Raw genomic sequence first — 24,058 nt, forward strand, 5'->3', positions numbered from 1 at the left:
TTACCCGATTGTGTCACTACGATACGGGCGGTCCATATTGAGCCTCGGCCGCGGACAAAAATAGGACAAAAAGTCCAGCAAATCCGCGTCTTTAGTACAGGGTAGCGAAGGCATGGCGAAGAAATCCACTCCGACAAAGAACCTCGATCTCGACGTAGCCAAGGAGCTCGAGCAGGCGCTCGACCTCGACCTGAGCGGCGACGAAGGCGGCCTCGACATGGCCGCGTCGATGGACGATCTCGAAGCACAGATTTCGCAGGCAGCTGAAGAATTGGCACGCGAAGGCCGCAAGCAGAAGGCTGCTGCGCCGACGGCCGAGCCCGCCCCCGTAGCACGCGCGGCCGAGCCGCCGACCCAGTTGCGCCCCGTCGAAACCCGCCCGCTGCAGCCGGAAGGCTTCAAGCCCGCAAACGACGATCGCGCCAAGGACTACAAGTCGCTGCTGCATAGCCTCAACCGCCGGGCGTCCAGCACCATCTATTGGATGGTCGGCCTTGTTTCGGTTGCCTGGGTTGCCGGCGCCGTCGCGCTGGCCGACCGCATCGTCACCCCGAGCATCTGGACCATCCGCTCGTTCGACGACGCGCTGGCGCGCCCGGGCCTGCTGATGCTGCTCGTCGCCACCATCGTGCCGATCGCGCTGTTCTGGGCTTTTGCCGCGATGATCCGCCGCGCCCAGGAAATGCGCATTGCCGCGCAGTCGATGACCGAAGTCGCCTTCCGCCTCGCCGAGCCCGAAAACATGGCGCAGGACCGTGTCATGATGGTCGGTCAGGCCGTGCGACGCGAAGTGGCTGCCATGGGCGAAGGCATCGAGCGCACGCTGGCGCGCGCCGTCGAGCTCGAAACGCTCGTCCACACGGAAGTCAACCAGATCGAGCGTTCCTATTCGGAAAACGCCGCCCGCATCCGCTCGCTCGTCGACGGCCTCGGCAGCGAGCGCGAGGCTGTCGTCTCCCACGCCGAACGCGTCCGCGCCTCTATCTCGGGCGCCCATGAGACGCTGCGCGACGAGCTCGGCTCGGCCAGCGACATCATCCGCGACAGCATCCTGAACGCCTCGACCAAGCTGTCGATGACGATCACCAATTCCGGTGACACGCTCATCGACCGCATCAACGAAGGCGGCATGGGCCTGTTCGAGGCGATCGACAACCGCATGGATTCGCTCAGCGACCGCCTGTCGACTTCAGGCGAAGCCTTCGCCAGCCTGCTCGACACCCGCATCGCCAAGCTGACGCAGAGCACCGACGAGGTGACCCGCTCACTGACCGACCTTCTCGACAACCGCACCTCAGGCATGGTTTCGCTGCTCGGCGGCGCTGCCAAGACGATCAACTCCGAGTTCGAGGCGAGCCTGCACGGCATCGAGCGCACACTGGCCGAGCGCGGCCAGGCGCTGATCGGCGAATTCCAGACCCGCGCCGAAGCGCTCGACACCGGCACCGCCAAGCTCAATGCGGCTCTCGAAGCCCGCGCCCGCCAGATCAACGAGACGCTGGTCGAGCGTGCGCGCGAAATCGCCACCACCTTCGTCCAGGGCCGCGACTCGCTGTCGGCGATGATCGACCAGGGCAAGACCCAGATCGGCACCGACCTCGCCGACATCATCACCTCGACCTCGACCATGCTCGAAGCCCGCGCCAGCGACTTCGCCGGCCGCATGGAAGCCGCCCGCCATCAGGTGTCGCGTGCCTTCGACGGCGACATCCAGCGCCTGTCCGAGGCCCGCGTAGGCATCGAGCAGGCCGTGGAAGACCACACCACCAAGCTCTCCGAGGCACGCGACCGTATGGCCGCAGCGCTGCGCGACGACCTCAGCAAGTTTGCTGAGGGCCGCGCCAGCATCGAGGCCGCCGTCGGCTTCCAAGTGCAGAAGCTCGCCGAAGGCCGCAGCCTGATCACACGCGCCCTCGACGACGACATGCGCAAGCTGGAGCAGTCGCGCCAAGCCATCGACGACACGCTCAGCAGCCAGTTCAGGCAGCTCGCCCAGGGCCGCGAACAGCTTGCCCAGGCACTCGTCGAAGACTCCGAGAAACTTGTCCAAGCCCGCACGAACATTGATGAAATGGTTGCTGGCCACGTCGGCAAGCTGGCCGAGGGCCGCAACATCCTGTCGCGTGCGCTCGAAGCCGATCTCGGCAAGCTCGCCGACAGCCGCACGAGCATTGACGGTCTCGTCGCCGGTCAGGTCGAGAAGATCGCCGAAGGCCGCGCCATCCTGGCCAATGCGCTCGAAACCGACCTCGCCGGCATCAAGGCGCTGGTCGACGGCCACTCCTCCAAGATCGTGGCCGACCGCGCCGAACTGTCGCGCAGCCTGGAAGCCGACATCGCCAACGTCCACGGCCTGATCGAAGGCCATGCCGAGAAGCTTGCCGACGAGCGCACCCTGCTCTCCAAGACGCTGGAAACCGATCTCGCCAAACTGGCCGACAGCCGCGCTGGCATCGACGGCCTCGTCGCCGGCCAGGTCGAGAAGCTGGCCGAAGGCCGCGACATCCTCAAGCGCGCCCTCGAAACCGACCTCAACGCCATCCACAACACGATCACCTCGCAATCGCAGAAGCTCGCCGAAGACCGTGCGCTGCTGGCCCGTTCGCTGGAAACCGACCTCGACAACGTCAGAGGCCTGGTGTCGAGCCACGCCGAGCGCCTGGTTACCGAGCGCAGCACCCTGTCCAAGGCACTGGAAGACGACCTCGCCAAGCTGGCCGAAAGCCGCTCAGGCATCGACGGTCTTGTCGCCGGCCAGGTCGAGAAGCTGGCCGAAGGCCGCGACATCCTCAAGCGCGCCCTCGAATCCGATCTCAACGCGATCCACAGCACCATCACCTCGCAGTCGGAAAAGCTCGCCGAGGACCGCGCCATGCTGTCCCGTTCGCTCGAGGCCGACCTCGACAACGTCAAGGGCCTGGTGTCGAGCCACGCCGAACGGCTGGCCGCCGAGCGCGGCACCCTGTCCAAGGCACTTGAAGACGATCTCGCCAAGCTGGCTGAAAGCCGCTCGGGCATTGACGGCCTCGTTGCCGGACAGGTCGAGAAGCTGGCCGAAGGCCGCGACATCCTCAAGCGGGCTCTCGAAGCCGATCTCAACGCCATCCGCAACACCGTCGCTTCCCAGTCGGAAAAGCTCGCCGAGGACCGGGCGATGCTCACCCGCTCGCTCGAAGCCGATCTCGACAGCGTCAAGAGCCTCGTTTCCAGCCATGCCGAGCGCCTGGTTGCCGAACGCAGCACCTTGTCCATGGCGCTCGAAGACGACCTCGCGAAGCTTGCCGAAAGCCGCTCCGGCATTGACGGCCTCGTTGCCGGACAGGTCGAGAAGCTGGCCGAAGGCCGCGACATCCTGCGCCGCGCGCTTGAAGCGGACCTTGCCAAGATCGACGGCATGATGCTGGGCCAGGTCGACAAGCTAGCCGCCGGTCGCGACACCCTGACCAAGGCCCTCGAAGCAGACCTGGCCATGCTGAACGACAGCCGCGCCACCATCGACAGCCTCGTCGCCGGCCATGTCGGCAAGTTGGCCGAAGGCCGCGACACCATGGCTCGCGCTCTGGACGAGGATCTCGGCAAGCTCGGCGAAGCCCGCCGTGACATCGACCTGGCCATATCGGGCCACATCGACCAGATCGCCGCCCGCCGCGTCGACATCTCCGACGCGATTGCCGGCGATATCGAGAAGATCGAAGAGAGCTTCCGCCGCCAGACCGGCGTCATCGAAGAGCGCACCTCCACCATGGAACGCGCCCTGTCGCTGGGTGTCGACAATGTCCGCGGCGTGCTCGAAAAGAGCGCCGTCTTCGTTGCCGGCGCCCTGCGCGAAAAGGTCATGGAAGTGACCGCAGCTCTCAACGAAGAGGCAGGCAAGGCCTTCAGCGACGCCGACCGCGTCATTGCCGAGCGTGCCGAGCAGACATCGAGCGCCCTGCTCGCGCGGGCCGAAGACATCGCCCGTGCCTTCGACGACGCCGACCGTCGCCTTGCCGCCCGCGCCGACGAAACGTCGAACGCGCTGCTGGCGCGTGCCGAAGAGACTGCCGACACGCTGTCGGCCAAGGCAGGCGAGATCGCCAGCACCTTCGACGCAGCCGACCGCTCGCTGATCGCCCGCGCCATCGAAACCGCGGATGCCCTGTCGGCTCGTGCCGGCGACATCCTGCGCAACTTCGACACCGCGGACGAACGCCTTGGCATGCGCATCGGCGAATCCGCTGACGCGCTTGCCGCCCGCGCCTCCGAGCTCGGCCGCATCTTCGACACTGCCGACGAGAAGCTCGCCGCCCGCATCGCCGAAGGCGCGGATTCGCTGGGCAGCCGCGCCGGCGAACTCAGCCGCATCTTCGATGCAGCCGACGAACGTATCGCCGCCCGCGTCGCCGACAGCTCGGCGACGCTCGGCAGCCGTGCCGGCGAAATCGTGCGCAACTTCGAGGAGGCCGACGAAAGGCTCGCGGCGCGTGCGGCCCAGACCGCCGACACGCTTGCCGGCCGCGCCGCAGAAATCGGCCGTACCTTCGAAGAGGCCGACGGCCGTATCGCAGCACGCGTCGACAGCACCGCGGAGACGCTGCTTGGCCGCGCTGCCGAAATCAGCCGCGCCTTCGACGAAGCCGACGGCCGCATCGCAGCACGCGTCAACCAGACGTCCGAGGCCCTGCTCGGCCGCGCGTCGGAAATCGGCCAGGCCTTCGACGAGGCAGGTCGCCAGCTTGCCGCCCGCGTCACCGAGAGCACTTCGGGCATCGGCGAGCACGCGGCACTGATCGCCAGCGCCTTCAACGAAACCGAACAGCGTGTCGTTGCCCGCGCCCACCGCACCTCGGCCGACCTCGATGCCCGCGCCAAGGCGATCGAAGAGACGCTCGCCAATGTCGATGAGCGCCTGGCCGCCGGCGCCGAAAACGTCGCTGCCCGTATCGGCGAACACCTGTCGAGCGCCGAAAACCGCCTCGCCTATGGTGCCGAATCGATGGGCCAGAAGCTCAACGAACAGGTCACCCAGGCCGAGGCACAGCTTGTCGCCCGTGCCAACGTCATCGCCGAGACCTTCACCGCCGTCGGCCAGCATATCGGCCAGAGCACCAACGAAGCTGCACGCACCATTGGCACCAACACGCGTGAACTCAACGCGATGCTGACCGAACGCTCGAACGAGATCGCCAAGATCCTCGACGAGACGGCGCGCCCGCTGGTCGACCGCTTCGCCGAAAGCGGCAGCGAGCTTCACCGCTCGATGGAAGAAGCGACCGCACGTGCCACCGAAAAGCTGCGTTCGGAAAACGCAGCCCTCGTCGACGCGCTCGCCAACCGCACGGCCGAGACGCTGTCGGCTGTCGAGGGTGCACGTTCGACGCTCGCCGAAAGCGTCGCCGACCTGATCGGCCGCATGACGACGTCGAGCGCGCAGCTGGGCAACCTCATCGACCAGGCGACGGCAAACCTCGCCAATGTCGACGAGCGCCTGACCAGCAGCACCTCGAACTTCGCCAACACCACCGAAAAGGCCGCTCAGACCTTCTCGAGCGCCGCCCGCCTGGTCGACTCGAACACCAATCGCCTGACCGACCTGTCGTCCAGCACATTGCGCGAGGTGGCGTCCATCGCCACCAAGTTCGACGAGCACAGCCGCCTGCTGTCGAGCGCTTCCAACCTCTTGTCCTCGGCGCAGAGCAACCTCGAGCACACGCTCGAACGCCAGTCGTCGCTGGAAGACTTGGCTGTCGGCCTGGTCAAGAAGTCGGAAGACCTCGAGCGCGTCATGCAGTCGTTCGAGCGCCTGGTTGGCCAGACGCTGGAGAACGCCGAAGGCAAGACGATGGAGTCGGCGGACAAGATCCGCGCGGCGATCTCCGACGTCGTCGAGACAGCGACCAAGCGTTTCGCCGACGCCACCGAGGACATGCGCCGCACCGCAGGCTCGATCAAGACCGAGCTCGAAAGCACCCGCGCCGAGCTCAAGAAGGGCGTGCTCGACATGCCTGAGGAAGCCAAGGAATCGACGACGGCCATCCGCCGCGCGGTTTCCGAGCAGATCAACGCGCTCAAGGAACTGTCGGCGATCGTCGCCAAGTCCGGCCGCGGCGTCGATGTCTCCGATGCCTCGCTGCGCCCTGCGCAGCAGCCGGCGCCGCGTCGCCCAGCGCCTCAGCCCGAGCAGCGCCGCAAACCGCCGGCACCCCAGGTGCCGCTCGGCGGCGCCGGCCTGCGTGGCACGCTCGACATCGAGCGCCCGGCCGCTCCTGCCCCGCAGCAGCAGCCGGCACGTGAACCGGCCGCCAGCCGTGGCGGCCAGCAGCAGGGCGGTTGGGTCCGCGATCTGTTGACCGGTGCTTCACGCGAAGAGCAGCTGACCCGTGGCGCCGCCCAGGCAGAACCACGCGCCGTGCCTGCCCAGCGTTCGCCGCTGCACGTCGTCGAGTCGCTCAACTCGCTGTCGGTCGACATTGCGCGTGCCATCGACCACGACGCCTCGATCGAGCTTTGGGACCGCTATCGCCGCGGCGAGCGCGACGTCTTCACCCGCCGCCTCTACACGCTGAAAGGTCAGCAGACCTTCGACGAGATCCGCCGCAAATATCAGGGCGACAGCGAGTTCCGCTCGGCCGTCGACCGCTATTGCGACGACTTCGAGAAGCTGCTGAAGGACGTCTCGCGCAACGACCGCGACAGCATCATGACCAAGACCTACCTGACGTCGGACACCGGCAAGGTCTACACCATGCTCGCACATGCGGCCGGCCGCCTGAAGTAGGCCGCGGGAAGGCAGTACGGCATTAAGGAAATAGGGCAGTAGGTATCCACCTGCTGCCCTTTTTGCTGTTTGCTTCCTCGACTTGCGGCGTAGTTCTGCCTAGGGTCACGCGCCAAACGCCGAGACCTCCGTCCATAGGCAGCCGGGTGATGGAAACGGAAAGCCGCCCTACGTGGCGGCAATGATCCAGGCGAGCGGAATAGAAGAGTTTGGGCATCTACTACTGCCTCATTGCCCTACTGACCTGTTCAGATCAGCGTCTCGGTCCATTTGACGATTTCGGTCGCGGCCTGGCCGAATGCGCTGTCGAGCGCCGCCGCATAGGCATCGTTGCCGCTGCCGGAAACTGGGGCACTGGACGTGAAGACGCGCGACGCGCGCACCTGACCGTTGCGGTCGTTGAGCAGCCTGACGAACAGCTCGACCTCGGCGCGTTCGCCGCCGCCGACCTTGATCTCGAAGCTGCGCAACTCGACGATCACCTGGTAGTCGATGGCCAGGCCCTCGCCCGGCTTGCCGACCCCGATATAGCCGCCGGCGCGCTGGAAGGTTTCGGCAAGCCGTGCCTGGACGATGCGCGGCAGCCTGTCCGACCACTGCGCGCCCTTGAGGAACTGTATCGACCCGGGCGATGGCTTGATGACGATGCTCTGGCCGTCGAGAGATTTGAGCGCCGACGGTTCGGCAATCAGGATCTGGCGGCGGCTCGGGCCGTTGCGGCCGTCGACAGCGGGCGCAGTCAGTTCGTAGGTGTCGAGCGGCGGCGGCGTACTGACGAACAACGAGGTGCAGCCGGACAGCGCAAGCGTGACTGCGCTCAGCAGCAAAGTTGATCTAGCAGCCTTCACGTGCTGTCCCCGAAACAGACTCACCCGCGCCGCGCGCGAACACCCCTCATTTGCCTTCATGCGATTGCATGCCGGCGATGTCAACGACGCACCCGGCCGTCAAACTCGCGCACCGAGCCCTCGCCGCCGGTGATGATGCGTTGCGGATTGCGCTCCAGGTCGGAAATGGCCTGTTCTATGCGGCTGATCGAACGCCGGGAATCCTGCACCAGCGCATCGACGTCGCGCAGCCCCTGGCCGGAGAAGCGCGACAGGCCGTCCATGATCGTGGCGAGCCGCGAATTCAGCGTGTCAGCCACCTGCTTGAACGACTTCAAGGTGGCGCTGGCGTCCGACATGACACCTTCCGCCTCGCCCGAACCGAGCAGCTTGTCGACCTTGGCCATGACGCCGTCGACGCGCACCGAAGCAGCGTTAAGGCGCGACGCCAGTTGCTTGGCGTCCGTAATGATCTGGTCGATGTCGTCGGCGCGGTCGCCGAACTTTTCGGTGACCTTGGCGACGTCGGCCGCAGCCTGGTTGGCGCTTTCGCTGGCCTTACGGATGTTGTCGAGCGATTCGCGCACACTGGCCGCATCGACGCCGTCGAGCACGCCGTCAACCTTGGTCAGCGTCTGCTGGGTCTTCTGGGCGAAGTCGTTAATCGAGGCGACCGCAGTGTTGACGCCCTTGACGATGCCGTCGAGCTGGTCGCTCTGAGCGCTCAGGTTCTTGGTGAAGGTGTCGACACTGGCAACGATGTTCTTGACCTTGTCACGGTCAACCGACTTGAGCAGGCCTTCCGCCGCCTCGATGGTGCCATCGAGCTTGCCCGAGACCGCAGACAATTGCTCCGACAGCGCACTGACGCTCGCCAGGAACTTGTCAACGCCATCGGCATTGCGCGCCAAGGACTCCGAGAATTTCTGGGCATTGCTGACGGTCTCGGTCAACGGCCCGCGGACGTCATTGGTGAAGCCTTCGAGGTTGGTCAACACGGTGTCGGCGCGCTTGAAGATGTCCTGCGCTGTCTGCAGCAGATTGGTCACGGCGGACGGATTGGCAACGATCTCGGCGATCTTGCCCTCCGCCTCGGCCTGGTCGAGCAGGTTGGGCTCCTTGATGTTGGCGCCCTTGAGCTCGATATTGGCCTGTCCCGTCAGGCCGGCGAGGCCGATATCCGCCTGTGTCGACTGGGTGATCGGCGTCAGCTTGTCGATCTCGGCGTCGGCGATCGCCACCTGGGGATTGGAAATGTCGAGATAGACGCGCCGGACGTCGCCGACCTTGACGCCGTTGAACAGCACGAAGCTGCCCCTGGCCAAGCCCGATGCGGAACCGGGAATACGGACACGCAACGTTGCCGTCTCGCCACGTTCACCGATTGCCGCCGTCCAGTAGACGAACGCAAAGGCGGCCAGAACGGCAAACAGCGTGAAGATACCGACAATGACGTAGTTTGCCCTGGTCTCCATCACATCATTCCATTCTATGCCCTTGCGGCAAGATCAAGCTGCCGCGCGCGTTTTCCGCGGAAATACGACCTTACCCACGGTTCTTCGCTCTTCAGCATGTCTTCGATCGTGCCTTCGACGAGCACCTTCTTGTTGCCCAGCACCGCGACTCGGTCGCAGACCGAAAACAGGCTGTCGAGATCGTGGGTGACCATGTAGACGGTGAGCCCCATCGTATCGCGCATCTTGCCGACCAGTTCGTCGAACTCGGCAGCACCGATGGGGTCGAGACCCGACGTCGGCTCGTCGAGGAAGACGATGTCAGGGTCGAGCGCCAGCGCACGCGCCAGTGCCGCACGCTTGATCATGCCGCCGGAAAGCTCGGACGGAAACTTGCGGGCCGCGTCAGGCGGCAGGCCGACGAGCTCGATCTTGAGCATGGCGAGCTCGTCCATCAGCTTTTTCGGCAGGTCGAGATATTCGCGCATCGGCACCTGGACGTTCTCCAGCACGGTCAGCGCCGAAAACAGCGCGCCATGCTGGAACAGCATACCGACCCGCATGTCGATCCTGAGCCGCTCCTCCTCGTTGGCCTGCTCGAGATCGACGCCGAACAGCTTGATCGTGCCGGATCGCTTGCGGATCAGGCCAAGCACGGTGCGCAACAGCACCGACTTGCCCGACCCCGAAGCACCGACGAAGCCGAGAATTTCGCCGCGCCGGATGTCGAGATCGAGATCCTCGAGAATGACCTTGTCGCCAAAGGCCACCGTCAGGTCGCGCACCGACAGCAACACCTCGCCCCTGGCGTCCTGGCTTTGGCTCTCCGCCTCGATAGTCTGTGTCCGGTTTGCCATGTCAGAAGTTGATCGCTGCGTAGAACATGGCAAACAGGCCATCGAGGATGATGACGACGAAGATGGCCTTGACCACCGACGCGGTGACGTGGCGGCCAAGCGATTCAGCGCTGCCGCCGACCTTCATGCCCTCGACGGAAGCGATGGTGCCGATGATGAGCGCCATGAACGGCGCCTTGATCAGCCCGGCGAAGATGGTGCTGAGGTCGATTGCCAGGCGCAGGCGGTCGATGAAGGCGGCAATCGGAATGTCCGAATAGAGCCATGCCGCCAGCATGCCGCCGCCAAGCGCCGCAAAATTGGCGATGATGGTCAGACATGGCAACGCAATGACCAGGGCCACGAGGCGCGGGAACACGAGCACGCCGATGGGATTGAGCCCGATGACCGTCAGCGCGTCGACCTCTTCGCGCATCTTCATCGAGCCGATCTCGGCGGTGATGGCGCTGCCCGAGCGGCCTGCGATCATGATCGCGGTCATCAGCACGCCGAGTTCGCGCAACACCAGCACACCGACCAGGTCGACGACGAAGATATCGGCGCCGAAATAGGCAAGCTGGTAGGCGCCCTGCTGGGCGACGATGGCGCCGACGATTGCCGACATCAGTACGACGACGGGAATGGCGCCGACGCCCATGCGGTCGATCTGGTTGAAGATGGCGGTCGGATTGACCGCATGGCCACGGCCGAGCTTCATCTGGGCGCCGCGAATTGTTGCGCCAAGGATGTTCATCGACGACAGGAAGTCGTCACGCATCTCATAGACGCGGCGGCCGACAGCCTCGAGCATGCGCATGACGATGTTGGGCGGGCCGGCCGGCGCAGATTCGCCTTCGCGCCTTACGGCCTCGCCGACGGCGCCGAGCAGGATCTTGGCCACCTCGCTGCGGCCTTCCATCCTGATCTCGACGCCCTTCTTCTCATTGGCGCTGACGAGCCTGTCGATGACCCAGGCGCCGGCGGTGTCGATCTTCTCGATGCCGCCGAGGTCGAGCGCCAGGGTCTTGAAGCCTTTGCGGGCCTCGATCTTGCGCATTTCGGCGTCGATAAAGGCGACGGTGCGGGTGGTCCAGATACCGGTAAAGACACAGGCGAGCACACCTTCGCGCTCCGCCACAGCAACCTGCGGTCGGTGATCTCGGCCGTCGGCTGCCCCGCCGCTTGCTTCCCGTTTGCCGATGGTCAACATGGCATCCTACTTAACGCGTCGGCTGCGGCATGTCGATTTTCGCAGCCGCGCCAAGCAGTTGAACGGAGCAGATTTTCATGCCGCGTGTCCTTTCGGTCGTTGACGAGCGTTTTCCCATCGCCGGAACGTTCACCATCTCACGCGGTTCCAAGACCGAAGCCGAAGTCATCACCTGCGAAATCGCCGAATCAGGCGTCTTCGGGCGCGGCGAATGCGTGCCCTACAAGCGCTACGGCGAGACCATGGCGTCCGTAGCTGAAGCGATCGAGCAAGTGCGCCGCGCGGTTGAGGACGGTGCCTCGCGGACCGAGCTGCTGTCGCTGATGTCGGCAGGCGCGGCGCGCAATGCCGTCGATTGCGCGCTCTGGGACCTGGAAGCGAAGATCAGCGGCGTGCCGGTCAAAGACAGGCTCGGCATTGCTGCGCCGCTGGCGCTCGAGACCGCCTACACGCTGTCGCTCGGCGAACCCGAGACTATGGCAGCCCAGGCCCGCGCCAACGCGGCGCGGCCGTTGCTCAAGGTCAAGATCGGCGGCGACAACGACATCGCCCGCATCCGCGCGGTCACCGAAGCCGCCCCCGACAGCCGCATCATCCTCGACGCCAATGAAGGCTGGACCGATGCCAACATCGCCGAGAACCTTGCCGCTGCCGCCCAGCTCGGCATCGCGCTTATCGAACAGCCGCTGCCCGCCGGCGCCGACGAGATTCTGGGACGCATCGCGCATCCGGTGCAGATCTGCGCCGACGAGAGCGTCCACATCGCCGCCGATCTCGCCGAGCTCAAGGGCCGCTACGACGCCGTCAACATCAAGCTCGACAAGTCGGGTGGGCTGACGGCAGCACGCGAACTGCGCGACCAGGCCCGCGCGCTCGGGTTCCAGGTGATGGTCGGCTGCATGGTCGGCACTTCGCTCGCCATGGCGCCTGCGGTGCTGCTCGCCCAAGGCGCCGAGTTCGTCGACCTCGACGGCCCGCTGCTCCTGGCGCGCGACCGTTCGCCGGGGCTTGTCTACGAGGGTTCAATGGTGTCGCCGCCCCTGCCCGAACTTTGGGGCTGAGCGGGACGCCAGCACAACGAGCACGATGGCGCAGGCAGCAACGGCTGCCATGAAATAGAAGCCGTCGACGCCGAAACGCTGGTAGAGCGGGCCGGACAGCAGCGTCACGATGGCCATCGACATGCCGTTGGCGAAATAGGCAACGCCCTGGGCAGCGCCAGTGCGCTCTTCCGGTACAGACTCGGCGATCAGCTTCTGGACGCCGATCAGCACAAGGGCTGTGGACACAGCGTGCAGGCTCTGAACGGCGAAGAAGCCCGGAACACCCAGCCCGAGCGGCCAGATCAACGGGTATGCTACCCAGCGGACGATAGCGCCTGCGCCCGCCAGAACGAGCACCAGTGCCGTCGACCTGTTGCCGAACAGCCGTGTGAAGAACATGAACATGACGATTTCGGCCGCCACGCCCCAGCTCCACAGCAACCCGACGATCGTCTCGTTGATGCCGAGCGACTTCCAGTAGATCGACACGAAGCCATAGAGAAAGCCGTGGCTGCCGATGATGACGCCGGTGCCGCCGGCCATCAGCAGGAAATAGCGGTTGAACAGTTTCGGCGCTGCCTGCATGTCCGTCGCCGAGAGCGGTGAGGCCTTGCGCGGTCGGCCAAGGCGCGGTGCAATGAACGACATCAGGAAGCAGCCGAGCAGGCCGATCGAGATGATGGCCGGCACGGCGGCAGCCCCTGTCAGCGACAGGATGAAGCCTGCCCCGAGGCTGCCGGCGAGGAAGGCGATCGAGCCCCAGATGCGCATCGCCGCATAATCCGAGCCGAAGCGGCGGACGCCGGACAATGCCAAGGAGTCCGCTATCGGCGAGTGCGGCGTCCACACCACGGCCAGCGCCAACGAGACGGCCAGAACGATGAGGTAGGTCGGCTCGAGGAAATAGCCGAGCGACAGAAGCAGGGACGATGCCGCCAGGAAGATGAAGACGTTGGCGCGGTCCTTGGCACGATCTGCCATGGCGGCGATCAGCGGCGTGGTGATGACGCGCAGGAACATCGGTGCCGACAGCACGATAGCGATCTGCTCGGGATCGAACCCCTTGGCTTCGAGCCACAGCGGAAAATACGGCAGATGCACGCCCATCGGCACGAAAAGCGCTGCGAAAAGCAGGGAGATTCGCAGTTCAAAGCGTCGTGGCTTGACCTGCTGCTCTGGCGTGAGTGGCGGTAATGTCATGGTGGGTAAGTGTGTCCGGGCGCGACCCGAACCAACCAAGCCTCACCGATTTGCCTGATCCCTTACCATGGGCGGCCACGTCACGAAAGCCAACTGGACCAGCGCAACGCCCCAAAGCTTGGACCAGCCTTGCATAGGCTTATCGGCCAAGTCGCGGCGTTGCCTGTGTTTCCATGGGCAAGTGATGCGCGCCGAGCCGGCGCGCGCGCCTGTGCAGCGCCTCGGCGGCACGAGGCACTGATATCGCCGCATGGCCTGGTCCATCCCGCCAGGGGCGCGAGGCATATCTCGAGCAGCACATCGATGTCGTTCCGTTCAGGCAGCTGCCTTGTCGGCGCGCTGATCGACGACCATCGGCACGAAGGGTTCGTTGACCAGCTTGCCCGCCAGCACATGCGGCCAGGACAGGATGACAAAATTGCCTTCGAAATCCTCGGCAACCGCCGTGCAGTTTTCGACCCAGTCGCCGGTGTTGATGTACTGGATGCCGTCGAAATTCTCGATCGTCGGATGGTGGATGTGGCCGCAGATGACGCCGTCCACGTCCGAACGCCGCGCTTCCTCGGTCAGCACGTCCTGAAAGGCGCCGATGAAGTTGACGGCCTTCTTGACCCGGACCTTGGCCCAGGACGAAAACGACCAGTATGGCATGCCGAAGGTGCGGCGGAAGCGCGCCACCAGCCGGTTCATCGCCATCGCCGCGTCATAGGCAAAATCGCCGAGATAGGCGAGCCAGCGGGCGTTCTGCACCACCGCGTCGAACTGATCGCCATGGATGACCAGGAAACGCTTGCCGTCGGCCGCCTCGTGGATGGCCCGATCGGCAACGACGATGCCGCCGAAATGCACGCCCTGGAAATTGCGGGCGAACTCATCGTGATTGCCGGCTATGTAGGTGATCTCGGTGCCCTTGCGCGCCTGCCGCAGCAATTTCTGGACGACGTCGTTGTGCGTCTGCGGCCAATGCCAGGACCGGCGCAGGCGCCAACCATCGACAATATCGCCGACGAGGAAAATCTTCTCGGCCTCGTGGTGACGCAGGAAGTCGATCAGGAAATCGGCCTTCGCTCCCTTCGATCCCAGATGCACATCTGAGATGAACAGCGTGCGAAAATTGCGTGTGCTCGTGCCGGACATGGCAATCGACCCGTTGCTTTTGCCGTGGCTATGCCCAGATTCATGCAACAGCCGTATGACGGTTGCGGCTTTGGCCGGGCAGTTCTAGGCTGGGTCATCACCGACAGGAGAACGATCATGGATCTCGGCATCAGCGGGAAGAAGGCAATCGTCTGCGCCTCGAGCAAGGGCCTTGGCAAGGGCTGCGCGATGGCGCTGGCCGAAGCCGGCTGTGAGCTGTTCCTCAACGGCCGCGACGCCGGCATCCTGAACCGCACGGCAACCGAAATTCGTCAACGCTACGGCGTGCCGGTCACCGAAATCGTCGGCGACATCTCCGATCCGGCGATCCAGAAGACCCTGCTCGCCGCCTGCCCTGACCCCGACATTCTGGTCAACAACAATGGCGGTCCGCCCTACCGTGACTTCCGAGAGCTCGACCGCGAGAAGATCCTTGCCGGCGTCACCAACAACATGGTCACGCCCATCGAGTTGATCAAAGCTGTCATCGACGGCATGGCGGCGCGTGGCTTCGGCCGCATCGTCAACATCACCTCGTTGTCGGTCTACACGCCCATCCCCGGCCTCGACCTGTCCTCCGGCGCCCGCGCCGGCCTGACAGCCTTCCTGGCAGGCGTTGCGCGCACTGTCGCCGACCGCAACGTCACCATCAACAACATGCTGCCCGGCAAGCTCGACACCGACCGCCTGCGCGGCCCGCACGAGCCCGGCAGCATCGAGGATCCGGCGGAAGGTGATGCGCGCCGCGCCCGCCTCAGCGCCGGCATACCAGCCGGCCGCCTCGGTACGCCGGAAGAATTCGGCCAGATCTGCGCCTTCCTGTGCTCGACCCATGCAGGCTACATGACCGGCCAGAACATTCCTGTCGACGGCGGGCTTTACGTGAGCTCATTCTAGGCTCTCGGCGGCACGAACCTATCCCAAAGGCAGCCAACAGCGCGTCGCAAGGACGCGCTGTTTCAGCCAAGCCTCACAAAAGACCGAATCAATCTCTCAACCGCCACCCGCAAGTCGCTGGAATGATTGCAGTTCCGGCGCTTGAAAGTGATTCAACGTCCATTTGGCCGTTGAAGCCTCGAAAATCGTGCTGGCCGTGCTAATAACGGCCTTTGCTGTTGGATTCTGAAGGAGCGGGACATGGCTGGGGAAGACAAGAAGAAGGAAGCACTGTCCGATCTGGATCAGGCCGCGCTCTTCTTCCACAAGCACCCCATTCCCGGCAAGCTCGAGATCCAGGCGACCAAGCCGCTCGGCAACCAGCGCGACCTGGCGCTGGCCTATTCGCCCGGCGTCGCCGCCCCTTGCCTCGCCATCAAGGATGATCCCGAGACCGCCGCCGACTATACCGGCCGCGCTAATCTGGTCGCCGTCATTTCCAATGGCACAGCCGTGCTCGGTCTCGGCAATATCGGCCCGCTGGCATCCAAGCCGGTGATGGAAGGCAAGGCCGTTCTGTTCAAGAAATTCGCCGGCATCGACGTTTTCGACATCGAGATCGACGCGCCCGAGATCGGGCAGATGGTGAGCACGATCGCGGCACTCGAACCGACCTTCGGCGGCATCAACCTCGAGGACATCAAGGCCCCAGAGTGCTTCGAAGTCGAGGAGCAGCTCAAGGCCAAGATGCGCATCCCGGTCTTCCATGACGACCAGCACGGCACCGCGATCATCGTCGCGGCCGCCGTTCTCAACGGCCTGGAACTCGCCGGCAAGAAAATCGAGGACGTCAAGATCGTCACCTCGGGCGCAGGTGCCGCGGCACTCGCCTGCCTCAACCTGCTGGTGTCGCTCGGCGCCAAGGTCGAGAACATCTGGGTCACCGACCGTTTCGGCGTCGCCCACAAGGGCCGCGTCGAGGAGATGGACCGCTGGAAGGACCCATACGTCAAGGACACCAACGCGCGCGTCCTGGCTGATGTCATCGGCGGCGCAGACGTCTTCCTCGGCCTGTCGGCAGCCGGTGTGCTGAAGCCGGAGCTGCTGTCCGAGATGGCCGGAAAGCCTCTGATCCTGGCGCTGGCCAACCCCAATCCCGAGATCATGCCGGAAGTGGCGCGTGCCGCCCGTCCCGACGCGATGATCTGCACCGGACGCTCTGATTTCCCGAACCAGGTCAACAACGTCCTGTGCTTCCCCTACATCTTCCGCGGCGCGCTCGATTGCGGCGCGCGTGCCATCAATGAAGAGATGAAGATGGCCGCCGTGCGTGCGATTGCTGCACTCGCCCGCGAAGAACCTTCCGACGTCGCGGCGCGCGCCTATTCCGGCGAGACGCCGACCTTCGGCCCCGACTTCCTGATCCCCTCGCCCTTCGACCCCAGGCTGATCCTCAGGATCGCACCCGCAGTCGCCAAGGCAGCCTGCGAAACCGGAGTGGCGACCCGCCCGATCGCCGACTTCAACGCCTATGTCGACAAGCTCAGCCGCTTCGTCTTCCGCTCCGGCCTGGTGATGAAGCCGGTCTTCTCCAACGCCAAGCAGGCAACATCCAAGCGTGTCATCTACGCCGACGGCGAGGACGAGCGCGTGCTGCGCGCCGCCCAGGTGGTGCTCGAGGAAGGGCTGGCCAAGCCGATCCTGATCGGGCGTCCGCATGTCATCGAGGTCCGCATCAAGCGCTACGGTCTGCGCATCCGGCCGGGTACCGATTTCGACATCATCAATCCCGAGGATGATCCACGCTACCGTCACTATGTCGACCACCTGATCGACCTCGGCGGCCGCCAGGGCATCACGCCCGAGGCGGCGCGCACCATGGTGCGTACGAACAACACGGTGATTGCGGCGATCGCGCTGAAGCGCGGCGATGCCGATGCCATGATCTGCGGCCTGGAAGGCCGTTTTGAGCGGCACCTGCGCAACGTCACGCTGATCGTCGGCGCCCGCGACGGCGTCAAGGATCGCGATCTGTCGGCGCTGTCGATGCTGATCTCGCAGCGCGGCGTGCTGTTCTTCACCGACACCTACGTGACCGTCGACCCGACTGCCGAAGAGATCGCCGAGATGACGATGCTGGCGGCCGACGAGATCCGTCGTTTCGGCATCGAGCCCAAGGCGGCCTTGCTGTCGCACTCGAATTTCGGCTCCCGCGACTCGCAAAGCGCCCAGAAGATGCGCGCCGCGGCCGCCATCCTGAAGCGCATCGCGCCGGAACTCGCCAGCGACGGCGAAATGCATGGCGATTCCGCGCTGTCGGAAGTGCTGCGCCAGCGCGTCTATCCGCACTCGACGCTGAAGGGCGAAGCCAACCTGCTGGTCTTCCCCAATCTCGACGCCGCAAACATCGCGCTGACCACAGTCAAGACGATGATGGACGCGCTGCATGTCGGGCCGATCCTGCTCGGCACCGCCCAGCCGGCACACATCCTGACGCCTTCTGTTACCTCGCGCGGCATCGTCAACATGACGGCACTCGCCGTCGTCGAAGCGTCGCAGCGCGCAAGTGCTGCGTGCTGATCGGGCACGGGTTAGCCGTTTCCAAAGAAACGGTTAACCTCGTCGGCGCTAGGGTTCGAGCCGAGGCATGTTCCGCGCGTCGCGCGGCAGGTCGATGGAAAGCGGGATGTTCGGGCGCGGCAGAAGCAAATTCCCGGTAAAGCGGCCGGCCATCGCATTGCTGGCCGCATTCACTGCGTCGTTGCTGACGACCGGATCTGCATTCGCCGTGTCGGCGGAATGCCTGGAACTCGAGGTCCAGTTGGCCAACTTGCCGACGCGGGAGAGCGGGAGCTTCATCCAGCCGGATGAATTCGCCGCCGCTGCCACCACCCAGCAAGACCAGATCGACCTCGCCCGCATCAGGGCTTCCGACCTTGGCTGCGACAGGGCGATCTCGGGCGACGTCATCGCTCAGTGCGCCGCGCTGAATGCCAAGATCGCTGAGATGCAGGACAATCTCGGCAAGCTCGACAGCCAGACCGCGCAACCGAACAGGAACGTCCGGCGCGAGCGCATCCGCATCCTTGATGCGATGCAATTCGCGGGTTGCAACGACCAGGGCGAGAAGACGGAAGAAGGCGCAGGCAACGATCCCGCGACGGAGCAAGCCGGCGCGATCGTCATCCGCGGCGGCGAGGCGACCAGCCTGAGCTTCAATGAAAGCTATCCGCAGCACATCGTCATCGGCCGCAGCCAGCAACAAGGCTTGGGCGAATACCGTACCTTGTGCGTGCGCACCTGCGACGGATACTTCTTCCCGATGTCGAATGCAGCCGATGTCTCGGATTTCCAGCGCGACGAGAAGAATTGCGAAGCCAGCTGCCCTGGAACTGAGATCGAGCTGTTTTATCACCTCAATGTCGGCCAGCCCCAGGAGAGCATGGTTTCAGCCCGCTCCGGCCAGCCCTACCGCAATCTCGCGACCGCCTATCGCTACAAGCGCCTCGACCTGCCGCGCGTGCCCGCCTGCGGCTGCAATATCAGCCTGAACAGGAATTTTTCGGTCATCGCCGGCGAAGGACGCCCGGTACCGAGCACCCCGCAGGTAAAGCCGGTGGAGCAACCGCAGGCACCGGTGGCGCCACGTCCGGCACCAGATCCCAACCGCAAGGTCAGGGCCGTCGGGCCAACGTTCCTTCCCGACCCACAAGCGGCAACAGATCTGCGAGTTCCGGGCCCGACTCAAGACCGGTGAGCGCCAGCCTGAGCGGCATGAACAGCGCCTTGCCCTTGCGGCCGGTCGCTTTCTTCACCTTGGCCGTCCAGTCCTTCCAGACATTGCCGTCCCACGGCTCTTCAGGCAGAAGGTCGAGCGCCTGGCCGACGAATTCGCGGTCCTCATCGGCGATGTCGGCAGCCGGCTGCGGCCCTTCACGCAGGATGCGCCACCAGGCCACGGCGTCCGACAGCCTGTCGAGATTGCCACGCACTGCCATCCAGAACGCTTCGGCATGGTTGCCGCTGACACCGAGCACCATCAGGCGATCACGCACCTCGTCAAAGGACATGTGGTGCAGCAGCGCCCGATTGAGCACCACCAGTTCCTCAGGATCGAACTTCGCCGCCGATTTCGAGGTCGCGGCCGGATCGAACTTTTCGGCAAGGTCGCGAAGGTTGGGCACCGCGGTGACATTCTCCGACGTGCCGACAAGCACGGCGAGCGAGGCAACCGACATCGGTTCGATGCCGCCGTCGCGCAGGCTCTCGATCGACAGCGCACCCGTGCGCTTGGACAGGCCCTCGCCGGAAGCCGTCGTCAGCAGATTGTGGTGACCGAAAACAGGAGGCTCGGCGCCGAGCGCGCGGAACAGCGCGATCTGAACACCGGTGTTGGTGACATGGTCGTCGCCACGAATGACGTGGGTGATCTCCATCTCGATATCGTCGACAACCGATGGCAGCGTGTAGAGATAGGTTCCGTCCTCGCGCACCAGCACCGGATCGGACAGCGACGCCAGATCGACAGTCTCCTCGCCGCGCACGATGTCGGTCCAATGGACGTCGGTGCGCTGGGTCTCGAACGGATCGGAGACGAAATTGGGCAGCAGGAAACGCCAGTGCGGTCTGCGCCCGTCATGTTCGTAGGACAGGCGCTCGGCATCGGTGAGCTTCAGCGCCTCGCGGCCATAGACCGGCGGCAGGCCGCGCGTCCGCCGCACCTTGCGGCGCAGGTCGAGCTCCTCGGGCGTCTCATAGCAGGGATAGAGCACGCCTGATGCCTTGAGCTTGTCGACGGCGGCGTCGTAGCTGGCAAAGCGGCGCGACTGGTATTCGGTCTGGTCGGGAAAGATGCCGAGCCAGTGCAGGTCGTAGAGAATGGAGTCTGCGAATTCCTGGCGCGAGCGCTCGACATCGGTGTCGTCGAAGCGCTGGACAAACCGCCCCTTGTGCTTGAGGGCGAAGAGCCAATTGAACAAGGCGGTGCGCGCATTGCCGATGTGGATGCGGCCGGTGGGCGAAGGGGCGAAGCGAACTGTAACTGTCATGATCGGGGCGTAGCGGATGGCTTTTGCGTTGACAAGGCGGCGCCCCCGCACCTCTGCACCAGAAATAAAGCAACCAGAGCGCGAATGGAAGCCGACCAATGGGGCTACATCTTCTTGCGGGCCGCTTCAGCATGACGAACGGGCCGCGATCTCTCGCGGCCCGCTCCAGATCTAGACGAGCCCTTTGGTGAGCTCCAGCGCCTGGCGTTCGAACAGGCGGCGGTAGATGCCGCCTTCGCGGCGTACCAGCGCCTCGTGCCGGCCCTCCTCGACGATCTCTCCGCGATCGAAGACGAGCAGCCGATCGAGCGCCCTCACCGTCGACAACCGGTGCGCGATGATCAGCGTCGTGCGCCCGACCATCAGGCGCTCCATCGCCTGCTGGATCAGCACCTCCGATTCCGAATCGAGGCTGGATGTCGCCTCGTCGAGAATCAGGATCGGCGCATCGGCCAGGAAGGCACGGGCAATCGCCACGCGCTGGCGCTCGCCGCCCGACAGCTTGACGCCACGCTCACCGACCAGCGTGCCATAACCCTTGGGCAGACGCTGGATGAATTCGTGCGCGCTGGCGAGCTTTGCCGCGCGCTCGATATCGGCCTGCGTCGCGCCCGGCCTGCTGTAGGCGATGTTCTCGGCCAGCGAGCGGTGGAACAGGATCGGCTCCTGCTGCACGATCGCGATCTGCGAACGCAGCGACGACTGTGTCGCCTTGGCGATGTCCTGCCCGTCGATGGTGATCTTGCCGCCGCCGACATCGTACAGCCGCTGGATCAGCTTGACGAAGGTCGTCTTGCCCGAACCGGAATGGCCGACGAGACCGACGCGCTCGCCTGGTTTGATCGACACCGAGAAGTCCCGGTAGAGCGGGTTCGCATGCGTGCCGTAGTGGAACGTCACATGCTTGAACTCGATGCCGCCGTCGCCGATCTGGATCGGCTTGGCGCCAGGCCGATCGGCCACACCGAGAGGCTGGCCCTGGATGTCGACGAGTTCCTCCATGTCATTGACCGAACGCTGCAGGTTGCGGATGTGCATGCCGACATCGCGCAGATAGCCTTGGAGCAGGAAGAACGAGGTCAGCACGAAGGCGATATCGCCTGCGCTGGCCTGCCCGCTTGACCACAGGAAAAGGGCGAAGCCGATGATCGCGGCGCGCAGCAGAACCAGCGTGATGTTCTGCGACGTACCGTTGATCGTTCCGCGCATCCAGGTGCGCCCCGTGCGGTGACGCCACTTGGCGATCACCTTGGCGAGACGCCCTTCCTCACGCTCCTCGGCGCCAAAGGCCTTGACCACCGAATTGCAGCTGACGGCGTCGGCCAAGGAGCCGCCGAGACGCGTGTCCCAGCTGTTGGCAAGGCTGGCCGCCGGGGCGACGAAACCGAGCGACATCACCACCGTCTGGGTAATGAAGATCAGCGAGCCCACGGCAATGATCAGGCCCATCATCGGCCAGTGCCATCCCAGCAGGATGGTCGAGCCGACAAGCATCACGAAGGACGGCAGCAGCGCCACCAGCAGCGTGTCGTTGAGCAGGTCGAGCGCCCACATGCCGCGCGTCACCTTGCGCACCGTCGAGCCGGCGAAGCTGTTGGCGTGCCAGTCGGTCGAGAAGCGCTGGACGCGGTGGAACGCATCCTGGGCGATGTCGGACATCATCTTGAGCGTCAACTCGATGATGCCGGCAAAGGCGATGTGGCGGAACACCAGCGAGCCAGTGGCAAGTGCCAGCAAGGTGAAGAACGCGGCGAGCGCCGCATTCCATGCCACCTCGTCAGTCGCCGCGCTACTGGCGACGGCGTCGATCAGCCGGCCCGAATAGAGCGGCGTCAACACGTCGGCCATCGTCGAAATGAGCACGGCCGCCGAGATAACGACGAGCCGGGCCGGTTGGCGTTGCCAGTGCCTGAAAGTGAAACCCAGAACGCTGCGGAAAGCGCCGCCGCGCAGGTCGATACGAAAACGAGCCATGATGCGTTGAGGCGCCGAAACCCGACGCCACCCCTAGAAAAAAAGATGTTCAAAGGCGCGACGAATAATTCTTGCTGAATCAGGAAGTCGCGGTACGGCAGCGTCAGATAAAAGGGACGCCGAAGGTGGTTCGCGAGGTCAACGACCTCGGCGTGAACCCCGGGAGGACATGTCATATTCTGGCATTCAGACCTCCCTGTTTGTGGCCGCGAAGAATTTGCTTATATCGAAGCATTTTTGCTTAGCCAACCCCCGCGCTGGACCGAAGCCTGTTGTGCCAGTTTCGCAGGCATCATTGGGTGGCACTTGCGCAACAGATAAGTCCATGCTTATCTCATTTCCATGAACGAATCCGAGATATTCCGCGCCCTGTCCGATCCCACCCGCCGTGCCGTACTGGACCGACTGACAGCAGGCGAGAAAAACGCGACGGAACTACGCCAGGGGCTGGAGATTTCACAGCCAGCGATCTCACAGCACATCGCCGTGCTGCGCGGCGCAGGCTTGATCAAGGAAGCGCGTGCCGGCCGGCATGTGAACTACAGCGTCAACCCCGACGGGCTGCGGCCGCTTTTCGACTGGCTCACCCGCTATCGCAGCTTCTGGCCGGAACGTGTCGAGAGGCTGAAGACACTGCTCAAGGAGATGGACCAATGACGGACGCCCAAAGGCAGGAAGAGACAGACGACACCATCGTCGTCGAATGCGAACTGGAAGCGACGCCCGAAAAGGTCTGGCGCGCGCTGACGGTACCGGAGTTCGTCGCAACCTGGCTCGATGTGCCGGCGGCCGACAAGGTCACCGCTGATACGACCGGCCCGGCCTACCGCATCATCGAGGCTCTGCCGTTCTCGCGCGTTCGCTACGCCTGGAACGACGCAACGGTGAGCGAACCCGAAACGGTCGTGACTTTCGACCTCGAAGCGCAGCCGGACGGCGGCACGTGGTTCCGCCTGACCCATAGCGTCGAGACGGCCAGGACCATTGCTTCGCCGGCGAATTCGAACAGCCCGCCGCTGATGCGCGCCGCCGCCTAAGCCCAAACAGTCTCCATTGATAAAAGGAATTTCGCGCATGCGCGACACGATGCAACTCGTCCCTATGGTGGTGGAACAATCGCCGCGCGGCGAACGCTCCTTCGACATTTTTTCCCGGCTGCTGCGCGAGCGGATCGTCTTCCTCAATGGCGAGGTCGACGACAATTCGGCCTCGCTGATCTGCGCGCAGCTGCTGTTCCTTGAGTCGGAAAACCCTACCCGCGAAATCTCGTTCTACATCAACTCCCCGGGCGGCGTGGTCACCAGCGGCTTTGCCATCTATGACACGATGCAGTTCATCCGCTGCCCCGTATCGACTTTGTGCATGGGCACGGCGGGCTCGATGGGCTCGTTCCTGCTGATGGCCGGCGCACCCGGCAGGCGCATCGCCCTGCCCAATGCGAGCGTAATCCTGCACCAGCCCTCCGGCGGCTTCCGTGGCCAAGCCTCCGACATCGAGCGCCATGCCGAAGACATCATCAAGCTCAAGCGGCGCATGACCAGGCTCTATGCCGAGCATTGCGGGCGCACCGAGGAAGAAGTGGCGCGCGTGCTCGACCGCGATTACTTCTTCACGGCGGAGGAAGCCAGGGATTGGGGTATCGTCGACCACGTCTATGACCGCCGCGAGACCGTGGAGAGCATATCCGGGAAGTAGT

General features: G+C 64.5%; 16 protein-coding genes. 8 read left to right on the forward strand and 8 right to left on the reverse strand.

The window, feature by feature from the left end; all coding sequences use genetic code 11:
• Nucleotides 1-112 precede the first annotated feature (112 nt).
• Nucleotides 113-6,757 (forward strand): kinesin, encoded by a 6,645-nt coding sequence (locus tag H5P29_RS20250; protein ID WP_154386066.1) that lies wholly within the window; start codon nt 113-115, stop codon nt 6,755-6,757.
• A 248-nt stretch (nt 6,758-7,005) separates the two neighbouring features.
• Here the strand turns inward: H5P29_RS20250 and H5P29_RS20255 are convergent, their stop codons facing one another.
• From H5P29_RS20255 to H5P29_RS20270, 4 genes are all read right to left on the reverse strand, one after another.
• Nucleotides 7,006-7,584: an ABC-type transport auxiliary lipoprotein family protein gene (locus tag H5P29_RS20255; protein WP_246670812.1), complete on the reverse strand. Its 579-nt coding sequence runs from the start codon at nt 7,582-7,584 to the stop codon at nt 7,006-7,008.
• A gap of 101 nt (nt 7,585-7,685) precedes the next feature.
• Nucleotides 7,686-9,059, reverse strand: coding sequence for an MlaD family protein (locus H5P29_RS20260; RefSeq protein ID WP_154386068.1), 1,374 nt, complete (start codon nt 9,057-9,059; stop codon nt 7,686-7,688).
• Nucleotides 9,060-9,073: 14 nt separating this feature from the next.
• A complete protein-coding gene (locus H5P29_RS20265; protein ID WP_154386069.1) occupies nt 9,074-9,895 on the reverse strand; it encodes an ABC transporter ATP-binding protein in 822 nt (273 codons plus the stop codon).
• A gap of 1 nt (nt 9,896) precedes the next feature.
• Nucleotides 9,897-11,084 (reverse strand): ABC transporter permease, encoded by a 1,188-nt coding sequence (locus H5P29_RS20270; RefSeq protein WP_154386070.1) that lies wholly within the window; start codon nt 11,082-11,084, stop codon nt 9,897-9,899.
• A gap of 77 nt (nt 11,085-11,161) precedes the next feature.
• Between H5P29_RS20270 and dgcA the strand changes: the two genes are divergently transcribed.
• Nucleotides 11,162-12,145, forward strand: a complete 984-nt coding sequence (dgcA, locus tag H5P29_RS20275) for an N-acetyl-D-Glu racemase DgcA (protein ID WP_154386071.1) — start codon at nt 11,162-11,164, stop codon at nt 12,143-12,145.
• Here the strand turns inward: dgcA and H5P29_RS20280 are convergent.
• Together H5P29_RS20280 and H5P29_RS20285 are read right to left on the reverse strand one after the other, a co-directional pair.
• On the reverse strand, nt 12,107-13,327 hold the full coding sequence (locus H5P29_RS20280; RefSeq protein WP_154386072.1) for an MFS transporter: 1,221 nt from the start codon (nt 13,325-13,327) through the stop codon (nt 12,107-12,109). The genes dgcA and H5P29_RS20280 overlap by 39 nt on opposite strands.
• Nucleotides 13,328-13,642: 315 nt before the next feature.
• Nucleotides 13,643-14,464: a UDP-2,3-diacylglucosamine diphosphatase gene (locus tag H5P29_RS20285; protein WP_185910143.1), complete on the reverse strand. Its 822-nt coding sequence runs from the start codon at nt 14,462-14,464 to the stop codon at nt 13,643-13,645.
• Between the two features lie 117 nt (nt 14,465-14,581).
• Between H5P29_RS20285 and H5P29_RS20290 the strand changes: the two genes are divergently transcribed.
• The 3 genes from H5P29_RS20290 (at nt 14,582) to H5P29_RS20300 (ending at nt 19,097) form a co-directional block, all read left to right on the forward strand.
• The gene (locus tag H5P29_RS20290) at nt 14,582-15,361 is read left to right on the forward strand and encodes an SDR family oxidoreductase (protein WP_067962544.1); all 780 of its coding nucleotides are present in this window, start codon (nt 14,582-14,584) and stop codon (nt 15,359-15,361) included.
• Between the two features lie 240 nt (nt 15,362-15,601).
• Complete coding sequence (locus H5P29_RS20295; protein WP_154386073.1) at nt 15,602-17,920, forward strand: NADP-dependent malic enzyme; 2,319 nt, start codon at nt 15,602-15,604, stop codon at nt 17,918-17,920.
• Nucleotides 17,921-18,026: 106 nt separating this feature from the next.
• Nucleotides 18,027-19,097: a DUF2865 domain-containing protein gene (locus H5P29_RS20300; protein ID WP_185910144.1), complete on the forward strand. Its 1,071-nt coding sequence runs from the start codon at nt 18,027-18,029 to the stop codon at nt 19,095-19,097.
• On the opposite strand, the gene gltX is transcribed toward H5P29_RS20300, so the two are convergent.
• Together gltX and H5P29_RS20310 are read right to left on the reverse strand one after the other, a co-directional pair.
• Nucleotides 19,015-20,388, reverse strand: coding sequence for a glutamate--tRNA ligase (gene gltX, locus H5P29_RS20305; protein WP_154386075.1), 1,374 nt, complete (start codon nt 20,386-20,388; stop codon nt 19,015-19,017). The genes H5P29_RS20300 and gltX overlap by 83 nt on opposite strands.
• A 171-nt stretch (nt 20,389-20,559) precedes the next feature.
• Nucleotides 20,560-22,362, reverse strand: a complete 1,803-nt coding sequence (locus H5P29_RS20310) for an ABC transporter ATP-binding protein (protein WP_067962561.1) — start codon at nt 22,360-22,362, stop codon at nt 20,560-20,562.
• 342 nt (nt 22,363-22,704) lie between these two features.
• On the opposite strand from H5P29_RS20310, the gene H5P29_RS20315 reads away from it, so the two are divergent.
• From H5P29_RS20315 to H5P29_RS20325, 3 genes are read left to right on the forward strand one after another with little or no spacing between them, the layout of a single operon-like run.
• Nucleotides 22,705-23,019 (forward strand): helix-turn-helix transcriptional regulator, encoded by a 315-nt coding sequence (locus H5P29_RS20315; RefSeq protein WP_067962565.1) that lies wholly within the window; start codon nt 22,705-22,707, stop codon nt 23,017-23,019.
• Nucleotides 23,016-23,399, forward strand: coding sequence for an SRPBCC domain-containing protein (locus H5P29_RS20320; RefSeq protein WP_067962567.1), 384 nt, complete (start codon nt 23,016-23,018; stop codon nt 23,397-23,399). Before H5P29_RS20315 ends, H5P29_RS20320 begins: the two co-directional genes overlap by 4 nt.
• A gap of 37 nt (nt 23,400-23,436) precedes the next feature.
• Nucleotides 23,437-24,057 carry an ATP-dependent Clp protease proteolytic subunit gene (locus H5P29_RS20325; RefSeq protein ID WP_067962570.1) on the forward strand — a complete coding sequence of 207 codons (621 nt, stop codon included), beginning with the start codon at nt 23,437-23,439 and terminating at the stop codon, nt 24,055-24,057.
• Nucleotide 24,058 lies beyond the last annotated feature (1 nt).

It is taken from the genome of Aminobacter sp. MDW-2 (genome assembly GCF_014250155.1).
Lineage (GTDB): Bacteria > Pseudomonadota > Alphaproteobacteria > Rhizobiales > Rhizobiaceae > Aminobacter > Aminobacter ciceronei.

Excerpts from the sequence above, each read along its gene's own strand:
- H5P29_RS20270 (WP_154386070.1), bottom strand. The coding sequence starts at position 11,084 with ATGTTGACCATCGGCAAACGGGAAGCAAGCGGCGGGGCAGCCGACGGC.
- H5P29_RS20285 (WP_185910143.1), bottom strand. The coding sequence starts at position 14,464 with ATGTCCGGCACGAGCACACGCAATTTTCGCACGCTGTTCATCTCAGAT.
- H5P29_RS20250 (WP_154386066.1), top strand. The coding sequence starts at position 113 with ATGGCGAAGAAATCCACTCCGACAAAGAACCTCGATCTCGACGTAGCC.
- H5P29_RS20300 (WP_185910144.1), top strand. The coding sequence starts at position 18,027 with ATGTTCGGGCGCGGCAGAAGCAAATTCCCGGTAAAGCGGCCGGCCATC.
- H5P29_RS20310 (WP_067962561.1), bottom strand. The coding sequence starts at position 22,362 with ATGGCTCGTTTTCGTATCGACCTGCGCGGCGGCGCTTTCCGCAGCGTT.
- gltX (WP_154386075.1), bottom strand. The coding sequence starts at position 20,388 with ATGACAGTTACAGTTCGCTTCGCCCCTTCGCCCACCGGCCGCATCCAC.
- H5P29_RS20260 (WP_154386068.1), bottom strand. The coding sequence starts at position 9,059 with ATGGAGACCAGGGCAAACTACGTCATTGTCGGTATCTTCACGCTGTTT.
- H5P29_RS20315 (WP_067962565.1), top strand. The coding sequence starts at position 22,705 with ATGAACGAATCCGAGATATTCCGCGCCCTGTCCGATCCCACCCGCCGT.
- H5P29_RS20290 (WP_067962544.1), top strand. The coding sequence starts at position 14,582 with ATGGATCTCGGCATCAGCGGGAAGAAGGCAATCGTCTGCGCCTCGAGC.
- H5P29_RS20320 (WP_067962567.1), top strand. The coding sequence starts at position 23,016 with ATGACGGACGCCCAAAGGCAGGAAGAGACAGACGACACCATCGTCGTC.
- H5P29_RS20265 (WP_154386069.1), bottom strand. The coding sequence starts at position 9,895 with ATGGCAAACCGGACACAGACTATCGAGGCGGAGAGCCAAAGCCAGGAC.
- H5P29_RS20280 (WP_154386072.1), bottom strand. The coding sequence starts at position 13,327 with ATGACATTACCGCCACTCACGCCAGAGCAGCAGGTCAAGCCACGACGC.
- H5P29_RS20325 (WP_067962570.1), top strand. The coding sequence starts at position 23,437 with ATGCGCGACACGATGCAACTCGTCCCTATGGTGGTGGAACAATCGCCG.
- H5P29_RS20295 (WP_154386073.1), top strand. The coding sequence starts at position 15,602 with ATGGCTGGGGAAGACAAGAAGAAGGAAGCACTGTCCGATCTGGATCAG.
- dgcA (WP_154386071.1), top strand. The coding sequence starts at position 11,162 with ATGCCGCGTGTCCTTTCGGTCGTTGACGAGCGTTTTCCCATCGCCGGA.